Here is an 18,525-nt window from a genome sequence, read left to right on the forward strand (position 1 = left end):
GCGCCAGAAGAAGGCGCTACTCGGGACGAACGGGAAGGCACTGCCGCTCCATGCCCCGAAGATTTCTTCGCGTCGTGCGCGCACACTCGGAAATCGTAAATCAGTGCAGCAACTTGGCCTCGTCGGGCTTTTCGTCGCGGAACTGCAAGTCGTACAGCTTACGGTACTCCGCGTTGAGCGCCAGCAGCTCCTCGTGCGTCCCCTCCTCGACGATACGGCCGCGCACCAGCACAACGATGCGGTCGGCGCGGCGAACGGTCGATAGACGGTGCGCGATGACCAGCGTTGTCCGGTTCCGCATCAGGGCTTCCAAAGCCCCCTGCACCAGACGCTCGGACTCGTTATCGAGCGCCGAGGTCGCCTCGTCGAGGATCAAGATCGGAGCATCCTTGAGCAGTGCCCGCGCGATGGCCAGTCGCTGCCGCTGCCCCCCGGACAGTTTGACGCCGAGTTCACCGATCACCGTATCGTACCCTTGCGGCAACTCCGCGATGAACTCGTGCGCGTTGGCCGCTCGTGCCGCCGCAATCACCGCCTCCATGTCCTTACTCAACTCGCCATAGGCGATGTTGTTGCGCACGGTGTCGTTGAACAGGAAGGTGTGCTGCGTGACGATGGCAATCTGACTGCGCAGGCTGGTCAGCGTGTAGTCGCGGATGTCGACGCCGTCAATGCAGATGCGGCCCTCGCCGACATCGTAGAAACGCGGGATGAGGTCGGCGAGCGTGCTCTTGCCGCCCCCGCTCGCTCCGACCAGAGCCACGACTTTGCCGCGCGGAACCGCCATGGACACGTCGCGCAACACGAAATCGCGATCGTAACGGAAGCCGACGCCTTCCAGTCGGATGCCGTCGCGGATCCCCGCCAGCACGCGGGCGTCGGGCCGGTCCCCCACCTCGGGCTGCGTATCGAGCAGTTCCATCACCCGCTCCGCGGCCCCGAGCGCCTGCTGGATGGCGGTGTTCGTCCGCGCCAGGCCCTTGAAGGGCTCGTACAGCAGGAACAGCGCCGTAAGAAAGGCGAAGAAGCTACCCTGCGTGCGCCCGCCGCCGATGACACTGTGGCCCCCGTACCAGACAACCCCGGCAATGCCGAAGGCGGCCAGGATCTCCATCGTCGGATTCTGTACCGCTCGCATCATCGTGCTGCGCATGTACAGCCGGAACATGCGCTCGTTCTCCGCCGCGAAACGCTGGTCCTCGTACCGCTCCATGCCGAATGCCTTGACGACCCGATTGCCCTGGATGGTTTCCTGCAGCAGCACCGTCAGCGCCCCCATGGATACCTGCCCGCGATTGGCGAGGGTCCGCAGCTTCTTGCCCAGTCTGATCACCGGCAGGACCGACAGCGGAAACGCGAAGAACGCGATCAACGCCAGAAACCAGTCCTGGTAGAACGCCACGGCCACGAGGACGATCAACGAAGAGGCGTCCTTCAGCAGAGAGGCAACCGAATCGGTCAGCGCGGTACGCACCAGCGCCACGTCGTTGGTCACGCGCGACACGATCGTCCCGGTCGGCGTGCGGTTGAAGAACGACAGCGACAGGCGCTGGATATGATGGTTCACTTCGTTGCGGATATCGGCCACGATGCGCTGCCCGACGTATTCGGTCAGGTAGGTACTGCCGAAGGCGACGAAGCCGCGAAATACGAAGACGCCGATAATGATCAGCGGCAACACGGACAGGGCCGCGACGTTCTTGTTGGTGAATACATCGTCGAAGACGTGGCGCACAAGGAAGGGCATGACGCCGTTGGTGCCGCTGAACGCCAGCATACAGACGACGGCGAGGGCGAACTGCGGCCACCAGTAGGGGCGCAGATAGCGCAGCAGTCGACGGTAGAGGGTCGGTCGCGGCGTCATGCCATCACCGCCAGAGCCAGTCGTGCCGCGCGAACCGCCGCGCCCGGCTCGCCGAGCCGATTGCGCAGCTCGCGCAGCGCGGCTTCGACGTCGCTCCGCCTTCCCACCACGTCGCGCACCGCGGCGGCGAGGTTGTCGGCGGTCACCGCTCCCTGAATCAACTCCGGGAACACCCGGCGGCCGAGCACGATGTTGGGCATGCCGATGCAGTCCACACCGCGCACGAGCATCCGTCCCAGCGCGTACGTCACCGGGCCGACGCGATACATGATCGCCATCGGCCTGCCAAGCAAAGCCGTCTCCAGCGTCGCCGTCCCCGACGCCACCACGGCGGCGTCGGCGGCGTGAACGACATCGTAGGTGTCGTCCTCGGCGATCGGAATTGCCGGCCACTGCCGTCCGAACGCCGCCATCAGATCGTCGCGCGTCAACGTGTGCGCCAACGCCAGAATCGGCTGCCAACCCTCGGCGGCAAGGAGCTCGGCGGCGGCGACCGCCGGCCGTACGAGGGCGCGGACCTCTTTCTTCCGACTCCCCGGCAGCAGCGCCAGCACCGGCCGGACGGGGTCGAGCCCGTAGCGGGCCCGGGTTTCCTCCCGACTGCGGGTCGGGCGCACGATGTCCAGAAGCGGGTGCCCGACAAACTCGGCCACCGGTCCGTTAGCGTTGTACAGCGCCGGCTCGAACGGGAAGACCACGCCGAGTCGGTCGACCCGCTCGATGATCTTGCGTACACGGCCGCGACGCCATGCCCAGACCTGCGGGCCGATGTAATAGAAAATGGGAACCCCCAGCGCCCTGGCGCGGCGCGCAAGAAACAAATTGAACTCGGGGTAATCGATCAGCACGAGCAGCGCCGGCCGCTCGGCGGCAAGGAACTGCGAGAGGCGCCGGTACGCGGCGACCAGTCGTCCGAGCGTACCGAAGGTTTCCGTAAATCCCATGGTCGCCACGTGCGCGGTCTCGACAAGGATCTCCATCCCCGCTCCGCGCAGGCGGTCTCCCCCGACCCCGTATACCGCCAGCGTCGGGTCGGCGGCGCGCAAGGCCCTAACCAGCGCCGCACCGTGCACATCCCCGGAAGCCTCGCCGGCGACCAGCAGGACCTTGCGCCCAGGCACCGGCGGCGACGGGGCCGCGGTAACCGCCGGACTCGCCGGTGTCATGCAGTCTCCATGCGGCTGCGAATCAGATCGGCGACTTCGAGGGCCCGCAACGCCGTGCGGCCGTCGACGAGCGGCCGCTGTCGCGTGCGCACCGCCTCGACGAAGTGTGCAATCTCGTCGGCCAGCGCATCGCCGGAGTCGAGGTCTCGCTCCTCCACGGTAATCGTCGGCTCGCCGTCGACCGGCACCCGTCGGCAGACGCGGACATGTTTCTCTCCGTAGTCCACCGCGACGTACGTATCCGCCTGGAAGATGCGCAACTTGCGCTCGCGCTTCAACGCGACGCGGCTGGCGGTGATGTTGGCGATGCAACCGCCGGCGAAGCGCATCCGCACGTTGGCGATGTCGACCGCCTCCGAGAGCACCGGCACGCCCACCGCCTCGACCGCCTGCACGTCGCCGTGGACCAGGCTGAGGATCACGTCGAGATCGTGAATCATGAGGTCGAGAATCACGTCGACATCGGTACCTCTATCGACGAAAGGTGCCAGACGATGGCACTCGATGAAGCGCGGCCGGGTCACGATCTCGGCGAGGGCGCGGATCGCCGGGTTGAAACGCTCGAGGTGCCCCACCTGCAAGATGCGGCCGTGCCGCTCGGCAGCGGCAACAAGCGCCCGTCCGTCGGCGAGGTCCGCGGTCATGGGCTTCTCGACCAGGACGTCGATGTCGTGGGCCAGCAGGTCGTGTGCAATGGGGAAGTGGAACTGGGTCGGCACGGCAACACTTACGCAATCGACCTGACCGACGAGCGCCCGGTAATCCGTGTACGCAGCGGCATGCGTGCGATCGGCGATCTCCCGCGCCCGCTCCGCATCGGTATCGACGACACCGACCAGGGTTACACCGTCGAGCGCAGCGTACTTTTCGGCGTGGTAAGCACCGAGGTAGCCGACACCAACCACGCCGGCGCGCAGGGGTACGGTCACACCTGCCCCCCGGCTTCGACGCCGACGATCGCCAGTCCGCCGGCCTCCGCCAACGCCACCGCCTCGTCCCGGTCGAGGACCAGCGTCTTGCCAGCCTCGACCGCCAGCACCGCGACCCCGGCCCGGCTGCATTGCCGCACGGTCTCCGGCCCCACCGCCGGCACGTCGAAGCGCAGATCCTGCTGCGGCTTGCTCACCTTCACGACGACCGCTCCGGGTCGGGCGCCACGAGCGATCGTGGCATCGGTGCCCTCGATAGCCTCGACTGCCAACACCATACCCGACCTCACCACCACGCTCTGCCCGACATCCCACTGGCCCAGCGCCTTGGCGACTTCGATTCCGAGGCGGATGTCGTTCCACTGGGCGGGCTCGGGCACACGCGCCGTCAGCGGCCCGCAGGGCGCCAGCAGAGAGGCCAGAAACAGCGTCGACGAAACCACCGAGATGCCTTCCGCTTCGAGTTCTTCGGCGACACCTCGCAGCAGCACATCGTCGCCCCAGGTCGTCAAGCGCGCGAGGAACCGCTGCGCCCGCTCGTCCGGAACGAAGTGTTCGAGCAGCGCTTCCTTTCGGATGCCGCCAGCCATCACGGCGCGCCGCACCCCGGCGGCAACCAGAGCATCGATGATACGGCCGAGTTGCCCGACCCGGACCCAGGTGATCGCCGCTACCATGCCGGCGAGTTCGGGAGGGGTTTCGCCCTCGTGGGCGACGGCAACCACGCGCACGCCCGCCGCGCGTGCCGTCTCCGCAAAGATCAACGGAAACCTACCGTTGCCGGCAATCAACCCAACGGTCTCGGCCCCCCCCGAAGAAGCAGGCTGAGAGTCCACCGCCTGCACTAGCGACACACTCCCCGCTCGGACCCTTCCACGAACGCGACGAAGCGATCAACCTCCGGCGACGGCTTGACCTCGGCGCGGATCCGGGCAACCGCATCGACCACCTTGAGCTTCGACTGAAACATTAGCCGGTAGGCCCGCTTCAGCTCGCGCACCGCGGCCTCGTCGAACCCGCGGCGTTTGAGACCCAGCAGGTTGAGTCCGAGCAGTCGCGCCCGGTCGCCAGTCGCACTGCAGAAGGGCGGCACGTCCTGCGACACCATCGACCCGGCCCCGAGAATGGCCGACTCGCCGATATGCACAAACTGGTGAATGCCGGTCAGCGCCCCGACGATGACGAAGTCCTCGATGGTCACGTGCCCGCCGAGCTGCGCCCCGTTGGCGAGGATATTACGGTCGCCGAGCCGGCAGTCGTGCGCAACATGGGTGAAGTTCATCAGGAGGTTGTGGCTGCCGACCGCGGTGATCATTCCCCCGCCCGCCGTCCCGATATGCAGCGTCGCGAACTCGCGGACGGTGTTGTGGTCGCCGATGACGAGTTGCGCGTCCTCGCCGCGATACTTGAGGTCCTGCGGCACCGCCCCCACCGAGGCGTGGTGGAAGATGCGGTTGCCTGCACCGATCGTCGTCCGCCCCTCGATCACCGCGTGCGGGCCCACCACCGTCCCCCGTCCGATGCGCACGTGCGGGCCGACGATCGCGTACGGGCCGATCTCGACATCGGCGTCGATCTCCGCGCCGGCGGCGACGACCGCCGTCGGATGGATGCGCGTTTCACTCACGGATCGGCACTCCCGGACGCTCTCGGCAGACAGTTACTTCTTACGGCTACCGCTATTGTATTGCCGAATGATCTGGTCGGTGAGGTCGGCGTTCTTGGCCCCGTAAAGAACCGCACTGTTGCTCGCCTCGAGAATTACGGTGAAACCCTCCTTTTCGCCGTATTCCCGAATCACTTCCTGCAGCTCCTTGATGATGGCGCCGGTAAGTTCGCCGTCCTTGCGCTGCAGATCCGCCTGCGAATCCTTGTAGTTGCGTTCGAAGTCGCGCAGCTTGCGCCGGTACTCTTCCTCGGCGTTGTCGCGCTCCGCGTCCTTCATCACCAGGGCTTTCTTCTCGAGCTGATCCTTGAGACCGTCGATTTCGTCCTTCTGTTTCTTGAGCTTCGCCTGGAGTTTGTCGACGTCGACCTTGAACTCCTCCTTCGCCTTGCGCCCGGCGTCGGACTCGTTGAGCGCCCGCTGCAAGTCGACGTACCCGATCTTTTCCTCGGCGCGAACTGCCGCCACCGTAACCAACAACGCCGCCGCGCTCGCCACCAGTACCCTGAAACCATTCATTAAGTCGTGCCTCCTTGCACCGTTTGCACTCGTCACGGGGGGCCCCCGAACGAAAACATGACCGTCTGCGTGTCGTCCCCTACCTGCTTATTGATGGGGAACCCGATCTCGATGCGCAACGGCCCCACCGGCGACAGCCAGCGGACACCGCCGCCAACGGCCAGCCGCATCTCCGGGAAATCGATTCCCTGCGAAACCGTGAATGCGTTACCGGCATCGAAGAACGCCACTCCCTTCAGGCCGAGCGATTCGGCGATCGGGAAGATAACCTCGGTGTTGAATATGAGCTGCTCGCTACCGCCGATCGGATCGCGGCTGATGATCTTCCCGTAGGAATTCTGCACGACGTTTTGCGGCCCGAGAGACAGGATGCGAAAGCCGCGCACGGAGTTGATGCCGCCGGGGAAGTAGCGTTCGAAGAGAGGCAGCTCACGGCGGTCCCCGTAACCATAGCCGAGCCCGAGCGTCCCGCCGAGCGAAAACACGAAGGTTCCCAGCGACGGCGTGCGGTAGAAGGGGTAGTACCAGCGCACGCGCGCTTCCGGCTTGATGAACTTGCTCTGACCGCCGAGGCCGGCGATTTCGAAGGCGAAGTCCATCAACGTACCGCTGGTCGGGTCGAACGGGTGGTTGCGGGTATCGCGGAACAGCCGCGGCACAATCGCACTGGTCAGGCTCTCGCCCTGCTCGGCCCGGATCACCGACGGAGCGTCGAAGGCGACATCGGTAATCGAAGCCTCCTCGATCCGGTACTCCAGCCCCCCGCGCCAGTCCTCGAGCGGAACCCCGAGGAACGTACCCCAGCCGAGCGCCGCCAGCGGGTAGAGCAAACCGACACTGCCGCCCGTACCGCCACGGGTGAAGTCGCCGAAGATCAGCCGCCAGTTGAAGGCACTGACGCGACCGGTGACCAGCGTGTCCATCACGTACGGCTCGGTGAAGTCGAGGCTGAAGTTGCGGCGGATGGAACCGAAGTCCGCGTTCAAGGTGAGCCGCTGCCCGCGTCCGAAGAGATTGATCTCCGTCAGGCGGATATTGAACAGGAACGCCTCTCCCGACGAGATGCCGGCCCCGGCCGAGAACGAACCCGTGGACGCTTCCTTCACGTCGACCAGCAGGTCGAGACGGTCCTCGTTCTCCGCCCGCCGGGTCGTGATGTTCACGTCTTCGAAGAACCCCAGCCGCTTCAGCCGTTCCTGACTGCGCCGCAGGCGCGAGCCCGAAAACAGCTCCTGCTCGCCCAGCAGGATCTCGCGGCGAATGACCTTGTCCCGGGTCTTGCTGTTGCCGGTGATCTCGATCTTGTCGATGTACACCTGCGGGCCTTTGCTGGCCTTGTAGGAGACATCGACGGTCTTGTCTTCGGGGTTCACGCGGGTGTCGGGAGTGATGTTGACGAAGGCGTACCCTTCGTCGCCGTACACCTCGGTCAGGGTGTTGATATCCTCGCGCAGCTTGCTGGTCCGGAAGACATCTCCGGATTCGAGCGCGAGCGCCCCGCGGGCGCGTTCCTGATCCGGGAGCATATCCCCGGTTATGGTGACCGTGCCGACCTTGTACTGCTCGCCCTCGTCGATCTTGATGGTGACCTGAAGGCCCTTCTCCTTGCGCTCGACGACGGGGTCGGAGATCTTCACGTCGATGTATCCGTTGTCGTAGTAGTACGCGGTGAGCCGCTCGGTGTCGGCCTTCAGCACTTCGTTGTCGAGATTGCCGCGCCCGGTCAGGAAGGACAGGAACCACTCCTCCTGAGTTTGCATGACCCCCTTGAGCTGTGCCGGCGTGAAGGCCTGCGCCCCCTCGAGATTGAGGCTGGTAATGCGCACGACTTTACCCTCGTCGATGTCGTACTGCAGCACGACCTCGTCGTCCGGGGCGGGCTCGGTCTTGTACGTGATCGTCGCGTCGAGATAGCCCTTTTTCTCGTAGAGCTTTTTCGCCTCGTCGATGCCGGTGCGGACCTTGCCGGGGTCGAGGATGGTGTTGGGCCTGATTTTGAAGGCGGCGTCGAGCTCCTCGCGATCCAGCTTGTCGTTGCCCTCGATGCGAACCTGGCCGATCAGCGGTCGCTCGCGGACGGTATAAGTCAGGACGCCGAGGCCGTTCTCCCGGGAGAAATCCGCTTCGATGTTGTCGAAGAAACCCATGCGGTAGAGCGCTTTGATGTCGCTGTCGACCGTGGCCTCGTCCAGGCGGGTCCCCGGCTGCGATCGCAACTGCACGCGGATCGCCTCTTCCTCGACGCGCTTCTCGCCGCGGACGTCGACGCGGTCGATACGCGCGTCATCCTCGGCGCCGGCCGCCGGTGCGGTCACGGCCAGCAGCATCCACAGGGCCGCGAGTAAGGCGCCGCCCCGGCGTCGCCATCCGCGGCGACCATGGCGAGCGCTAGCACCGGCCCCCTGCCCTGTAAACCCTCGTTTCAGCTCCGCCTCCCCATCCCACACTTCAGTGCAACTTGCCGTTGTGCAGCCGCAATCTCCGATCGACCTGGGCGGCGAGCTCCTGGTTATGGGTGACGATAACGAGGGTGAGCCGATGTTCACGGTTGAGCTCGAGCAGCAGACGGTGCACCTCGGCGCCGGTTTCCGGATCGAGATTCCCGGTCGGTTCGTCGGCGAGCACGACGCGCGGCGACAACACGACCGCACGGGCCACGGCAACGCGCTGCTGCTCGCCTCCGGAAAGCTCGCCCGGCTTGTGCGTCAGCCGCTCGCCGAGACCCACCCTGTCCAGCAAAGCCCGCGCCCGGGCCTCCGTCTCGGCCGCTCCCAGCCCTCGGATCAGCGCCGGCATCATCACGTTCTCGAGCGCCGTGAAGTCCGGCAGCAGATGATGGAACTGAAAGATGAAACCGATCTCGCGGTTGCGGAACCCCGCCTGCTCGCGCTCGCTCAGGCCGAACACGTCGACGCCCCCGAACAGCACGCGACCCGTCGAAGGCCGATCGAGTGTACCCAGCACGTGCAGCAACGTGCTCTTGCCGACCCCCGACTGCCCGACGATCGCCACGGACTCCCCCGCCTCGACCTGCATGTCGAGGTCCACCAGCACGTCGATACGCTGCCCGTCCCCGTAGTGCTTGGACAGACCGACCGTCCGAATGAGCGGCTCACTCATAACGGATCACATCCACCGGCACTAACCTCGCCGCCTGCCGCGCCGGGTACAGGGTCGCCGCGACGCTGATCGCCAGGGCCGCAACGGTCACCGCAACAAAGTACTCCACGTGCATCACCACCGGCAGGGTGTTGACGTAAAACACGTCCTTTGGCAACTCGACCAGCTCGTAACGGCCGAGCAGCCAGCAGGCAGCAAAGCCGAGGAGGTTGCCGCACAGCGTGCCGGCCATACCGACCAGCATGCCCTTGAAGACGAAGATGCGCGCCACCCCTGCGGCCGTCGCCCCCATCGATTTCAACACCGCGATGTCCTTGCGCTTCTCCATCACCACCATGATCAGCGTGGTAACGATGTTGAACGCCGCCACCACCACGATCAGCAGCAAGACGATAAAGTAGACCGTCTTCTCCAGCCGCAGCGCCGAAAACAGACTGCGGTTGCTCTCCATCCAATCGCGCACCCGCACCCCCGGCGGCAGCGCCGTCCGAATCGCCGCCGCAACCGCATCGGCCGCTTCGGCGTCCCGCACCCGGACCTCGATGTCGCTGACGTCGCGGTCGAGATCGAAGAAGCGCTGCGCGTCCGGGAGGTGCATGAACGCCAACGGCTCGGCCATGCCCGAGTCGAATACGCCAACGACGACGAATCGCTTGACGCGCGGGATCATCCCGATTGCCGTCGGTTTGGTCACCGGGGAGATCAGAGTCACGGGGTCGCCAACACCGACCCCCAACTGGCGCGTTACTTCCTTGGCGAGGACAATACCCCCGAGTTCAACCGCCCCCTCGTGCCCATTTTCGAGCGCCACCTCGTGCAGGCGCTCCAGGTCGGCGAGCCGTCCGGCACTCAGTCGACTCTCGATGTCCAGCACGTCGAAATCGGGAGGCAGTCCGACCACCTTCGCCCCGGTAACGCTGCGCTCGGCCGCCAGCATCGCCTGGCCCTCGACCACGGGGGCCACGGCGACCACGCCGGGAAGGGCTCGTACCTTCTCCACCGCCGCGGCCGCCAGCGGCACGCGGCCCCCGTCGCCATGGATCGCCACATGCGGATTGAAGCCGAGAATCCGGTCGCGCAAGTCTTCCTCGAAGCCGGTCATTACCGCCAGCACGATGTTGAGGGTCATCACCCCCGCGGTAACGCCGAGGACGGAGAACACCGTGTTGAGCGAAATAAAGGTCTCCGTACGCTTGGCTCGCAGGTAGCGGAGGCCGATGAGGAATTCGTAGCGCATGCCAGTTCGCGGTCGCGGGGTCCCGAGGGGCTACTCGTAGCGGATGATGTCGACCGGCGACAGGCGCGCGGCGCGCCACGCCGGGTAGAGGGTGGAGAGCAAGCTGACCAGCAGCACCACGGCCGTAACGACGACGAAGTACTCCGGATAGACCTTCACCTGCAGGCGGTCCATGCCGTAGACGTCGCGCGGTAGCTCGATGACGCGGTACTGGGTGATCAGGTAGCAGACGCCGAGCGCCAGGAGGTTGCCGAGCGCCGTACCGACCGTTCCGATGATCAGGCCCTTGGAGACGAAGATGCGTCCGACACCGGCGCGCGTCGCCCCCATCGACTTGAGGATGGCGATATCCTTCCGCTTCTCCATGACCACCAGGACGAGCGTCGACACGACATTGAAAGCGGCCACCAGAACGATGAGCAGAATGACGATGAAGTAGACCGTCTTGCCGACCCGCAGAGCGCCGAACAGATTGCGGTTGAGATCCATCCAGTCGCGCACGACAAAGGGGAAACCGAGGTGATGCGCGATCGTCCCGGCCAACGCCCGCGCCGCGTAAAGGTCCGTGAGACGAACCTCCACGCCGGTTACCGCCGCCCCCAGACCGAAGAAATGCTGCGCGCTGGGCAGGTCCATGTACACCAGCGACGAGTCGTGCTCCGCCATGCCGGAATCGAACAGACCGACGACGACGAAACGACCGATACGTGGCACGGTGCCGACTGCCGCCGTCGTCGCCACTGGCGAGATCACGTCGACGGCGTCGCCGACACCGACGCCGAGTCGGCGCGCCAGTTCGGCACCGACGATGATTGCCGGCAGCTCTGCGGCCGTCCCGCTCGCCGTCGTTCGCCGTTGCGTGCGCCGCAACTCGTCCATGTGCCCGGCGACCAGAAATCGCGGCACGTCGAGTACGGCGGCGGACTCGGGCGCCAAACCGCGAACGAAGGCGCCGGCGACGCCACCCGGGGCCGAAAGCATCGCCTGCCCGTAAACCACCGGTGCCGTGGCGCCGACCCCCGGCACTTCTTCTAGGCGCCTGGCGACCTCGGCCGGGTCGGCCACCGTGCCGCTGAAACTGAGCACGATCACGTGCGGATTGAAACCGAGGATCCGGTCACGGAGATCCTCTTCGAAGCCGGTGAACACGGCCAGCACCACGTTGAGGGTCATCACGCCGATAACCAGGCCAACCGTGGCGAAGCCGGTGATCAGCGAGATGAACGCCTCCTTGCGCTTGGCACGCAAGTAACGCAGACCGATGAGAAGCTCGTAACGCATGGGCACTGGGAAGTCGCCGGTGGTTCCTCGTTCGTTACCAGTCGTTCGCGGGGCGTCGTTCGTTAGTCGGCCGGCGTTGCGGCACCCTCACCGCTCCGCGCCAACCGCTCGCCGGCGATGGTTCCCGGCCACTGACCACCAGCCACCCGCCACGCGGCACTACCGCCGCTCCGGGCGCATGTGCGGGAACAGAATGACGTCGCGGATCGAGGCGGCGTTGGTGAATAGCATGACGAGCCGGTCGATGCCGATCCCCTCGCCCGCTGCCGGCGGCATGCCGTGCTCGAGGGCGCGCAGGAAGTCTTCGTCCATCACGTGCGCCTCCTCGTCACCGGCCGCGCGGGCACGCAGTTGCTCCTCGAAACGGGCCCGCTGGTCGTCGGGGTCATTGAGCTCCGAGAAGGCGTTGCACAGCTCGCGGCCGACGACGAACAGCTCGAACCGATCGACGAACTCCGCGCGGTCGGCATTGCGGCGGGCCAGCGGCGAGACCGCGGCCGGGTACTCGTACACGAACGTCGGCTGCACCAGTTCGGGCTCGGCCACGGCCTCGAAGAGGTCCACCAGCAGGTATCCCGCCGCACCCGGTCCGTAGTGCCCGACGTAGTCCTGCTGCACCGGAAAGCCAAGCGTCGCCGCCGCCGTCTTCAGGGTCGGCAGATCGAGCGCCAGCACGGCGTCGAGGGACACGCCCGCCCGCTCCGCCACGTACTCGGGAATCGACACCCGCCGCCACGGCGGGGTGAGGTCAACCTCCCAGTCGCCGTATTGAAGGACACGACGCCCGAGCAGCTCGTCGGCGAGCGTCACGACCAGGTCTTCGGTCAGTTGCATCAGGTCCAGGTACGTCGCGTAAGCCCAGTAGAATTCGAGCATCGTGAATTCGGGATTGTGACGCACCGAGATGCCCTCGTTGCGGAAGTTGCGATTGATCTCGAAGACCCGCTCGAGTCCGCCCACCAGCAACCGCTTCAGGTACAGCTCCGGCGCAATGCGGAGGTAGAGGTCCATGTCGAGAGCGTTGTGGTGCGTGACAAACGGACGCGCTGCCGCACCTCCCGGCAGCGGCTGCATCATCGGGGTCTCCACCTCGACGAACTCGCGCGCCGTCAGGAAAGCACGCACACGGTCGATCAGCCGCGAGCGCAGCACGAAGACCTCGCGCACCGCCGGATTGGCAATGAGGTCCAGATAACGCTGCCGGTAGCGCGCCTCGACGTCGGTGAGGCCGTGCCACTTCTCCGGCAGCGGCCGCAACGCCTTGCCGAGCAGGCGCACCTCGCGCGCTTCGATCGTCAGCTCGTCCGTCCGCGTGCGGAAGGGTCGTCCGACGACGCCGACGAAGTCGCCGATGTCCATCGCCTTGAAGACCCCGAACGCCGCCTCGCCGACGAGGTCGCGCTTCACATAGGCCTGGATCCGCCCGCTGCGGTCCTGCAAGTGCAGGAACGCGGCGCGGCCGAAATCGCGCAGCGCCACGATCCGACCGGCAAGGCTGACCGTCTCCGAACCGGCATCCAACGCCTCCCGCCCGAGAGACCCGAACCGCGCCGCTACCGCCTCCGCAGTATCGGCCGGACGGAAATCGTTCGGATACGGGTTGACGCCCAGAGCGCGCAGCTCATCGAGCTTGCGCCGCCGAACGGCTTCGAGATCGGAAATGTCGGATTCCACACCTTCGCCCGCCAAGCCCCGGGCTCTAACCGCTACGGTTGGGGGAGTCAAGAAAGGTCTTGGGGTCTTGGGGTCTTGGGGTCTTGGGGTCCTGGGGTCTTGGGGATCTAGAGTTCAGGCCCTCAGGCCGCCAAGCCTCCACGCCCTGATCCGCATCCATCCGCTGCGTTGCCCACCGCGATGATGAGGTCGTCGATCGTAATCGAGCCGTCGCCGTTGGCGTCTCCCGCGGCGCAATCCTCCAGCGGGGCCATGCCGCCGGCGATCGCAACCATCAGCACGAGGTCGTCGACGGTCACCTCGCCGTCGCCGGAGCAGTCGCCGGCACAAGCGACCGTCTGACCCGCAAAGGTCGTGGCAACCACCTGGGCTGTCCCCTGCCCTTTGAATCTGTCGACCAGAATATGCCAGGGACCGGCGGCAGGGGCGTCGATCTCGCAGACGCCGAACGGCCGCCCCGTGAAGTCACGGCAATCGTAAGTTTCGCGCGTCGGCGGCGCTCCGGCCCTGACATAAAGGTCGAAGTCGCTCTGTCCCGCACGGCTCTCCGCCTGATGATTGAGGGCGACACGCAGACGGCTGGCGCCTTCCGGCACTTCCACCTCGTAGCGCAACGCGCCGCTGCCGGCGCCGAGGTTACCCTGGAACGCCGACGTCTTCGCCCCGGAGGTTCCGACCTGCGGCAGCGACCCGCACGACGTACGATCCAGGTCGCTCCCGGCAACTGTACGGACGAAGTCCCGGTAGACGAAGACGTCGGTGTCGAAACTCTCCCCATCCGGCGCCACCAGGCAGCTATTGGGCAGCCCCCCGGAGGTCAGTCCGGCCACCACCGGCCCGTCGCCGAAGTCGACGAACAGCGGCCCTCCGGAGTCGCCCTGGCACGTATTGGAGTCATCGCCGACCGGACCGACGGGACCCGTAAACGGCCAGCAGATGTTCGCATCGTCGGGCACATGATCGCAGGGCGCCGTCACCATGCGTCCCCACCGCTTCACGCCGAAGTCGACATTGGTGCTCGGGTTCCCGCCGCTGCGACCGAAGCCGACGATTTCCCCCGCGGTGCCGAACGCAGGACGCATCGACGCGTTAATGCGCGACGGTGCAACACCGTCCACCGGCACGGTCAACCGCACGAGCGCCAGATCGCCGCCAACCGCAAACTCGTAAGCCGGATGGATGCCGATCTCGCCGACGTCGAACACCCCCCCGTGCGCCAGGAATACGAGCCAACCGTCCGCTTGCGCGCCGCCACGGGAGAGGCACTCTGCGGCCGTGTCCGTGCTCGACGGGCACACGCAGTGGGCGGCGGTCAGGAAAGTCTCGCAACCGATCAAGGTGCCCGAACAGAAGGCGCCGGACGGATGGTATAGAATGCCGACGGTTGGGTACTCGGTCGTGGTCAACCCGTTGACGATGCGAGGCTCCAGCGACGCCGCCTTCACGACACCCGCCGTCGCGAACCAGGCGACGGACACCGCCACCGCGACAACCCGACAACAGACACTCGATCGCTTCACCCGATCTCCCTTCGAAAACTCGACGCCATCCTCATGCAACATATCACGGGGTTGCGGGTTAAACCCGAGTTCGGCTTGATCGATCGGGGTCGGGGTCGGTATCGGTATCGGAATCGAGGACAGCACGATGAGCTTCGGCCACGGGCGACTTGAAGTTTGGCGAGCAGCCATCGAGTCCGCCGGCCGGGTACACCGGGCAACGGATCGATTCCGATACCGATACCGATACCGACCCCGAGGGGAAGTCGCTGCCAGGGAAATACCGAACAGAACGGGTGGACGTGAGACACCCACGCACGCCGGAGCGGTGGGTGTCCTGCACCCCTTGCTGACGCTCCGCTCCCAGCGGGCCAGCACAGCCTGCATCTCCCGCCCCCGCGGCGTCAACGTCGCTGTTAGCATCGTGGCTACCTCCGCCGCCATCGTGCTCACCGGCGGGGTCGCCACGCTACATGTGGTTCGTCACCCGCTTACGAGGAGTAGGGCCACCGCGCAGGCACTCGACAATACGCGCGCGGCTCGCCGCATCGAAGTCCGGCCCGTAGATCCGCAAGAACAGTTGCACCCGCATGGCGGGCGAATCGTCGCGCCCATCGGCATTGCCGAGACTGGCGCGCACCAGGCGCTTCGCTGCCTCGAACATCGATGCCCCCATCCGCAGGCGATCCGCGCCGGATCGGCGCATCAGCATCTCGCGGTACCGTTGCTCAACGTGTGGGGGGGTATCGGTCATGCACGTACCAGCGTCACGAGATCGGAGACCGACAAATCGGCTGCCCACTTCGCAACATAGTCCCAATCGAGGCTCGCTACGCAGGCGATGAGGTTCCGCGCGTCCTTCAGCTGCAGCTCCGAGTGGCTGTCTTTGGCCCAATGCAACTTTGAGAGCAGGAGATCTTCCGGACTCACCATCCACACGGTCGCGCCGCCAATATCCACCAGCCGCCGCCTCGCGAACTCCGTCACGCGGTAGGCGGCGCTTTTGCGGACGATGAAGTCCACCTTCACGATAGCCTCTCGATGAATGATATTGAACATCGCACGCCGCCGCGCGGCCTCACGCACGGCCTCGATCTCGCACAAAAATTCGGCGGCAAACAGTGCCGCGACGCGATCCGCGTCGGCGGCATCGAGCTCGATGACGATGTCAATATCGCGCGTCATGCGCGGCTGGGCGTAGTAGTTGATGGCCATCGATCCGCTGACCATGTAAGGGATGCTGGCCGCCTCCAGACGCGCGGCCACCAGCTTCAGAATGTCGATCTCGTCAACCATCGCCGGCCTTGGACGAGCGGCGCAGGCTCACAGCCGGCGCCGGCGCGACCGCCACTCACACCCCGACGACGGACACGAAGCTCACGCCGCGGCCCGGGGCGCCGCCGAGGTTGTGCGTCATGCCAACCTTGGGGTGTTTGATCTGCCGCGCCCCGGCTTCGCCGCGTAGCTGCAGCCACATCTCGTACATCATGCGCAGTCCGCTGGCGCCGATCGGGTGCCTGAAGCTCTTCAGCCCGCCGTCCGGGTTGATCGGTCGCGGCCCGTCGCCGTCGAAACGCCCGGCGAGCACGTCCTGCCACGCCTGGCCACGCGCCGAGAAGCCCATGTCCTCCATAAGCACCAGCTCCGTCGGCGTGAAGCAGTCGTGGACCTCGGCCATGCTGACCTGTTCGCGCGGGTTGGTGATGCCGGCTTGCGCATAGGCGTCCCGTGAGCTGGCAACGACCTCGGGGAAGGTGGTGAAGTCGTACTCCTGGCTGTAGAACCCCGCGGCCGGTCCGGCGGCGAAGGAGAGCGCCTTTATGAAGACCGGCTGCGCGCAATACTTGTGCGCGTCCTCGGCACGGCAGAGAATGGCCGCGGCGGCGCCGTCGCAGACGCCCGAGCAGTCGAAGATACCGAGCATGCGCATAGTCCGCATTAGCTGGAGTATTTAACGTAACACCCCATATCAGACCTTCGACCTCGCTCCTTCCGGAACCGATCAGGGCCGGTTTCACCGTCGCCTTGCCTCCGATGAGCGGCTTACTGCGGGTCGGCAGTCGGTGTCAACGCCCGGATCCATAGTTTCGGGCAAGGCTCGACCGTGCTGAGCCGGGGTGGCGCTGCTCAGTGGCGGTATTCGTCAGCCGTCCCGAATCCAGGCTCGCTCAATATGCGGGGTAGTGGGTCGATATCTAACCGCAATATCGTAATCCGACTTGGGATCGGGGCGCCACGCGTCGCGCGGGTTCCGACCGTGGTGACTGCGCTGCCGATTCGTTCCGGCCCGACCGAGCGGCCGGCCTACAGGGAGTGGCGTTCCTGACCCGAGCGGGGGCCCGGCGCTACAGGAGATCGATGAACTCCGCCGTGGTGAGGCCGGCTTGTTCTATGATCGCGCGCAATGTCCCATGGGGCAGCTCCTTCCGCTTCGGCACGATGACGAGGCGGACCTTGCCAGCAGCGTCGAGCTTGTAGAACGCCATGTGGCTCCCCTTACCCCGCTTCGGCGCGTACACGAAGCCGGCGCGTCGTAATGCCCGTGCAACCTGGTCGGAGGAGACACCGGGCAGCTTGCTCATCTGACAGAGGCAGCGAACGATGCTGTGAACTTCCCGGGTGCGGTCAGAATCGGGCGGAGTTCGCGCAACAGACCCAACCGCTTGGCATTATCGAGGTACAGTTCCACCGCTTCCTTCAGGTTGTTCAACGCCTCCTCGGGGGTGTCGCCGCAGCTTGCAACGCCCGTTTCCGGGCACTTCGAGACGTAAGCATCCTTTTCCTTCCAGATCACAGCGGTCATGCTGTACGTTCGCATTCGTCAACCTCCGCACGCCGAGCGCGTTCTTCGTTCGCATCGTAACATACCGCGGGCGGAACGCTCGCCCCTTACTCTGCGCTGGGCTGTTCGCCTCGGCACGGACCCGGGAGTGGTCGATAGGACATCCACACGGGCCCGCCAGAGCGATGGGTGTCCAGCACCTCTCCTCCAGCACCTCTCCTGAACCGGAGCGTTCGGCTTGATCGATCGGGGTCGGGGTCGCTATCGGTATCGGAATCGAGGACAGCACGATGAGATCCGGCCACGGGCGACTTGAAGTTTGGTGAGCAGCCATCGAGTCCGCCGGCCGGGTACGCCGGGCAACGGATCGATTCCGAAGCCGATACCGATACCGACCCCGAGGGTAACGCGCCGCCAGGTGAATGCCGAACAAGACGCTCCACTAGACCGGCGCCGCGGTGCCGATCGGGCAAACAGGCAGCGTCTCGTTTCGGCGCAAGCTGGTGAGCTTCGGCGTTAGGCCGCGTGGTGGGAGTCTCTGCGAGTGGGCAGTGCACGGACCGCGGGGCCCGCTGGATGCCGGCGAGGTATGGCCAGACACCCGTAGGGGCAACCCCCCGTGGTTGCCCGTCGGCCGACGGGGGGCCTGCTGTCCGGACCCCGGACGAACTGGAGGAAATCATCGACCCGATCGTGAGCGACCACCGCCGGAAAGTTTGCAGCGCGCATGCCGTGGCGAGTCGTCGCTGACTCCAACGTCCCGATCTCGGCGGTCTACAGCGCCGCCG

General features: G+C 65.8%; 16 protein-coding genes and 1 pseudogene. All 17 read right to left on the reverse strand.

Annotation, left to right across the window (positions count from 1 at the left end; translation table 11 throughout):
- Nucleotides 1-100 precede the first annotated feature (100 nt).
- On the reverse strand, nucleotides 101-1,864 hold the full coding sequence (gene msbA, locus L6Q96_05900; protein MCK6554104.1) for a lipid A export permease/ATP-binding protein MsbA: 1,764 nt from the start codon (nucleotides 1,862-1,864) through the stop codon (nucleotides 101-103).
- Nucleotides 1,861-3,030 carry a lipid-A-disaccharide synthase gene (gene lpxB, locus L6Q96_05905; GenBank protein MCK6554105.1) on the reverse strand — a complete coding sequence of 390 codons (1,170 nt, stop codon included), beginning with the start codon at nucleotides 3,028-3,030 and terminating at the stop codon, nucleotides 1,861-1,863. Before lpxB ends, msbA begins: the two co-directional genes overlap by 4 nt.
- The gene (locus L6Q96_05910) at nucleotides 3,027-3,959 is read right to left on the reverse strand and encodes a Gfo/Idh/MocA family oxidoreductase (protein ID MCK6554106.1); all 933 of its coding nucleotides are present in this window, start codon (nucleotides 3,957-3,959) and stop codon (nucleotides 3,027-3,029) included. The genes lpxB and L6Q96_05910 overlap by 4 nt, the downstream gene beginning before the upstream one ends.
- The gene (gene lpxI / locus L6Q96_05915; protein ID MCK6554107.1) at nucleotides 3,956-4,750 is read right to left on the reverse strand and encodes a UDP-2,3-diacylglucosamine diphosphatase LpxI; all 795 of its coding nucleotides are present in this window, start codon (nucleotides 4,748-4,750) and stop codon (nucleotides 3,956-3,958) included. The genes L6Q96_05910 and lpxI overlap by 4 nt, the downstream gene beginning before the upstream one ends.
- Nucleotides 4,751-4,803: 53 nt before the next feature.
- Nucleotides 4,804-5,586 (reverse strand): acyl-ACP--UDP-N-acetylglucosamine O-acyltransferase, encoded by a 783-nt coding sequence (gene lpxA, locus L6Q96_05920; GenBank protein MCK6554108.1) that lies wholly within the window; start codon nucleotides 5,584-5,586, stop codon nucleotides 4,804-4,806.
- 33 nt (nucleotides 5,587-5,619) lie between these two features.
- Nucleotides 5,620-6,144, reverse strand: a complete 525-nt coding sequence (locus L6Q96_05925) for an OmpH family outer membrane protein (GenBank protein ID MCK6554109.1) — start codon at nucleotides 6,142-6,144, stop codon at nucleotides 5,620-5,622.
- Between the two features lie 32 nt (nucleotides 6,145-6,176).
- Nucleotides 6,177-8,471 (reverse strand): outer membrane protein assembly factor BamA, encoded by a 2,295-nt coding sequence (gene bamA, locus L6Q96_05930; GenBank protein ID MCK6554110.1) that lies wholly within the window; start codon nucleotides 8,469-8,471, stop codon nucleotides 6,177-6,179.
- Between the two features lie 121 nt (nucleotides 8,472-8,592).
- Nucleotides 8,593-9,264 carry an ABC transporter ATP-binding protein gene (locus tag L6Q96_05935; protein MCK6554111.1) on the reverse strand — a complete coding sequence of 224 codons (672 nt, stop codon included), beginning with the start codon at nucleotides 9,262-9,264 and terminating at the stop codon, nucleotides 8,593-8,595.
- Nucleotides 9,257-10,501, reverse strand: a complete 1,245-nt coding sequence (locus L6Q96_05940; GenBank protein MCK6554112.1) for an ABC transporter permease — start codon at nucleotides 10,499-10,501, stop codon at nucleotides 9,257-9,259. The genes L6Q96_05935 and L6Q96_05940 overlap by 8 nt, the downstream gene beginning before the upstream one ends.
- Nucleotides 10,502-10,531: 30 nt before the next feature.
- Nucleotides 10,532-11,782 carry an FtsX-like permease family protein gene (locus L6Q96_05945; GenBank protein ID MCK6554113.1) on the reverse strand — a complete coding sequence of 417 codons (1,251 nt, stop codon included), beginning with the start codon at nucleotides 11,780-11,782 and terminating at the stop codon, nucleotides 10,532-10,534.
- Between the two features lie 159 nt (nucleotides 11,783-11,941).
- Complete coding sequence (lysS, locus tag L6Q96_05950) at nucleotides 11,942-13,456, reverse strand: lysine--tRNA ligase (GenBank protein MCK6554114.1); 1,515 nt, start codon at nucleotides 13,454-13,456, stop codon at nucleotides 11,942-11,944.
- 122 nt (nucleotides 13,457-13,578) lie between these two features.
- Nucleotides 13,579-14,976: a trypsin-like serine protease gene (locus L6Q96_05955; GenBank protein MCK6554115.1), complete on the reverse strand. Its 1,398-nt coding sequence runs from the start codon at nucleotides 14,974-14,976 to the stop codon at nucleotides 13,579-13,581.
- 448 nt (nucleotides 14,977-15,424) lie between these two features.
- The gene (locus tag L6Q96_05960; protein MCK6554116.1) at nucleotides 15,425-15,667 is read right to left on the reverse strand and encodes a hypothetical protein; all 243 of its coding nucleotides are present in this window, start codon (nucleotides 15,665-15,667) and stop codon (nucleotides 15,425-15,427) included.
- Between the two features lie 38 nt (nucleotides 15,668-15,705).
- Nucleotides 15,706-16,251, reverse strand: coding sequence for a hypothetical protein (locus L6Q96_05965; GenBank protein MCK6554117.1), 546 nt, complete (start codon nucleotides 16,249-16,251; stop codon nucleotides 15,706-15,708).
- 55 nt (nucleotides 16,252-16,306) lie between these two features.
- Nucleotides 16,307-16,876 (reverse strand): annotated as a pseudogene (locus L6Q96_05970) (acetyl-CoA acetyltransferase).
- A 424-nt stretch (nucleotides 16,877-17,300) separates the two neighbouring features.
- Nucleotides 17,301-17,537 (reverse strand): type II toxin-antitoxin system HicA family toxin, encoded by a 237-nt coding sequence (locus tag L6Q96_05975; protein ID MCK6554118.1) that lies wholly within the window; start codon nucleotides 17,535-17,537, stop codon nucleotides 17,301-17,303.
- Entirely contained in the window at nucleotides 17,534-17,773 is a 240-nt protein-coding gene (locus L6Q96_05980) for a type II toxin-antitoxin system HicB family antitoxin (protein ID MCK6554119.1), read from the reverse strand. The genes L6Q96_05975 and L6Q96_05980 overlap by 4 nt, the downstream gene beginning before the upstream one ends.
- Between the last annotated feature and the right edge of the window lie 752 nt (nucleotides 17,774-18,525).

The sequence above is a fragment of the Candidatus Binatia bacterium genome (assembly GCA_023150935.1).
Taxonomy (GTDB): Bacteria; Desulfobacterota; Binatia; order HRBIN30; family HRBIN30; genus JAKLJW01.

Coding starts and splice junctions, on each gene's coding strand:
- L6Q96_05925 (MCK6554109.1), bottom strand. CDS start 6,144: ATGAATGGTTTCAGGGTACTGGTGGCGAGCGCGGCGGCGTTGTTGGTT.
- L6Q96_05940 (MCK6554112.1), bottom strand. CDS start 10,501: ATGCGCTACGAATTCCTCATCGGCCTCCGCTACCTGCGAGCCAAGCGT.
- L6Q96_05945 (MCK6554113.1), bottom strand. CDS start 11,782: ATGCGTTACGAGCTTCTCATCGGTCTGCGTTACTTGCGTGCCAAGCGC.
- L6Q96_05980 (MCK6554119.1), bottom strand. CDS start 17,773: ATGCGAACGTACAGCATGACCGCTGTGATCTGGAAGGAAAAGGATGCT.
- lpxB (MCK6554105.1), bottom strand. CDS start 3,030: ATGACACCGGCGAGTCCGGCGGTTACCGCGGCCCCGTCGCCGCCGGTG.
- msbA (MCK6554104.1), bottom strand. CDS start 1,864: ATGACGCCGCGACCGACCCTCTACCGTCGACTGCTGCGCTATCTGCGC.
- L6Q96_05975 (MCK6554118.1), bottom strand. CDS start 17,537: ATGAGCAAGCTGCCCGGTGTCTCCTCCGACCAGGTTGCACGGGCATTA.
- L6Q96_05960 (MCK6554116.1), bottom strand. CDS start 15,667: ATGCTGATGCGCCGATCCGGCGCGGATCGCCTGCGGATGGGGGCATCG.
- bamA (MCK6554110.1), bottom strand. CDS start 8,471: ATGCTGCTGGCCGTGACCGCACCGGCGGCCGGCGCCGAGGATGACGCG.
- L6Q96_05965 (MCK6554117.1), bottom strand. CDS start 16,251: ATGGTTGACGAGATCGACATTCTGAAGCTGGTGGCCGCGCGTCTGGAG.
- L6Q96_05935 (MCK6554111.1), bottom strand. CDS start 9,264: ATGAGTGAGCCGCTCATTCGGACGGTCGGTCTGTCCAAGCACTACGGG.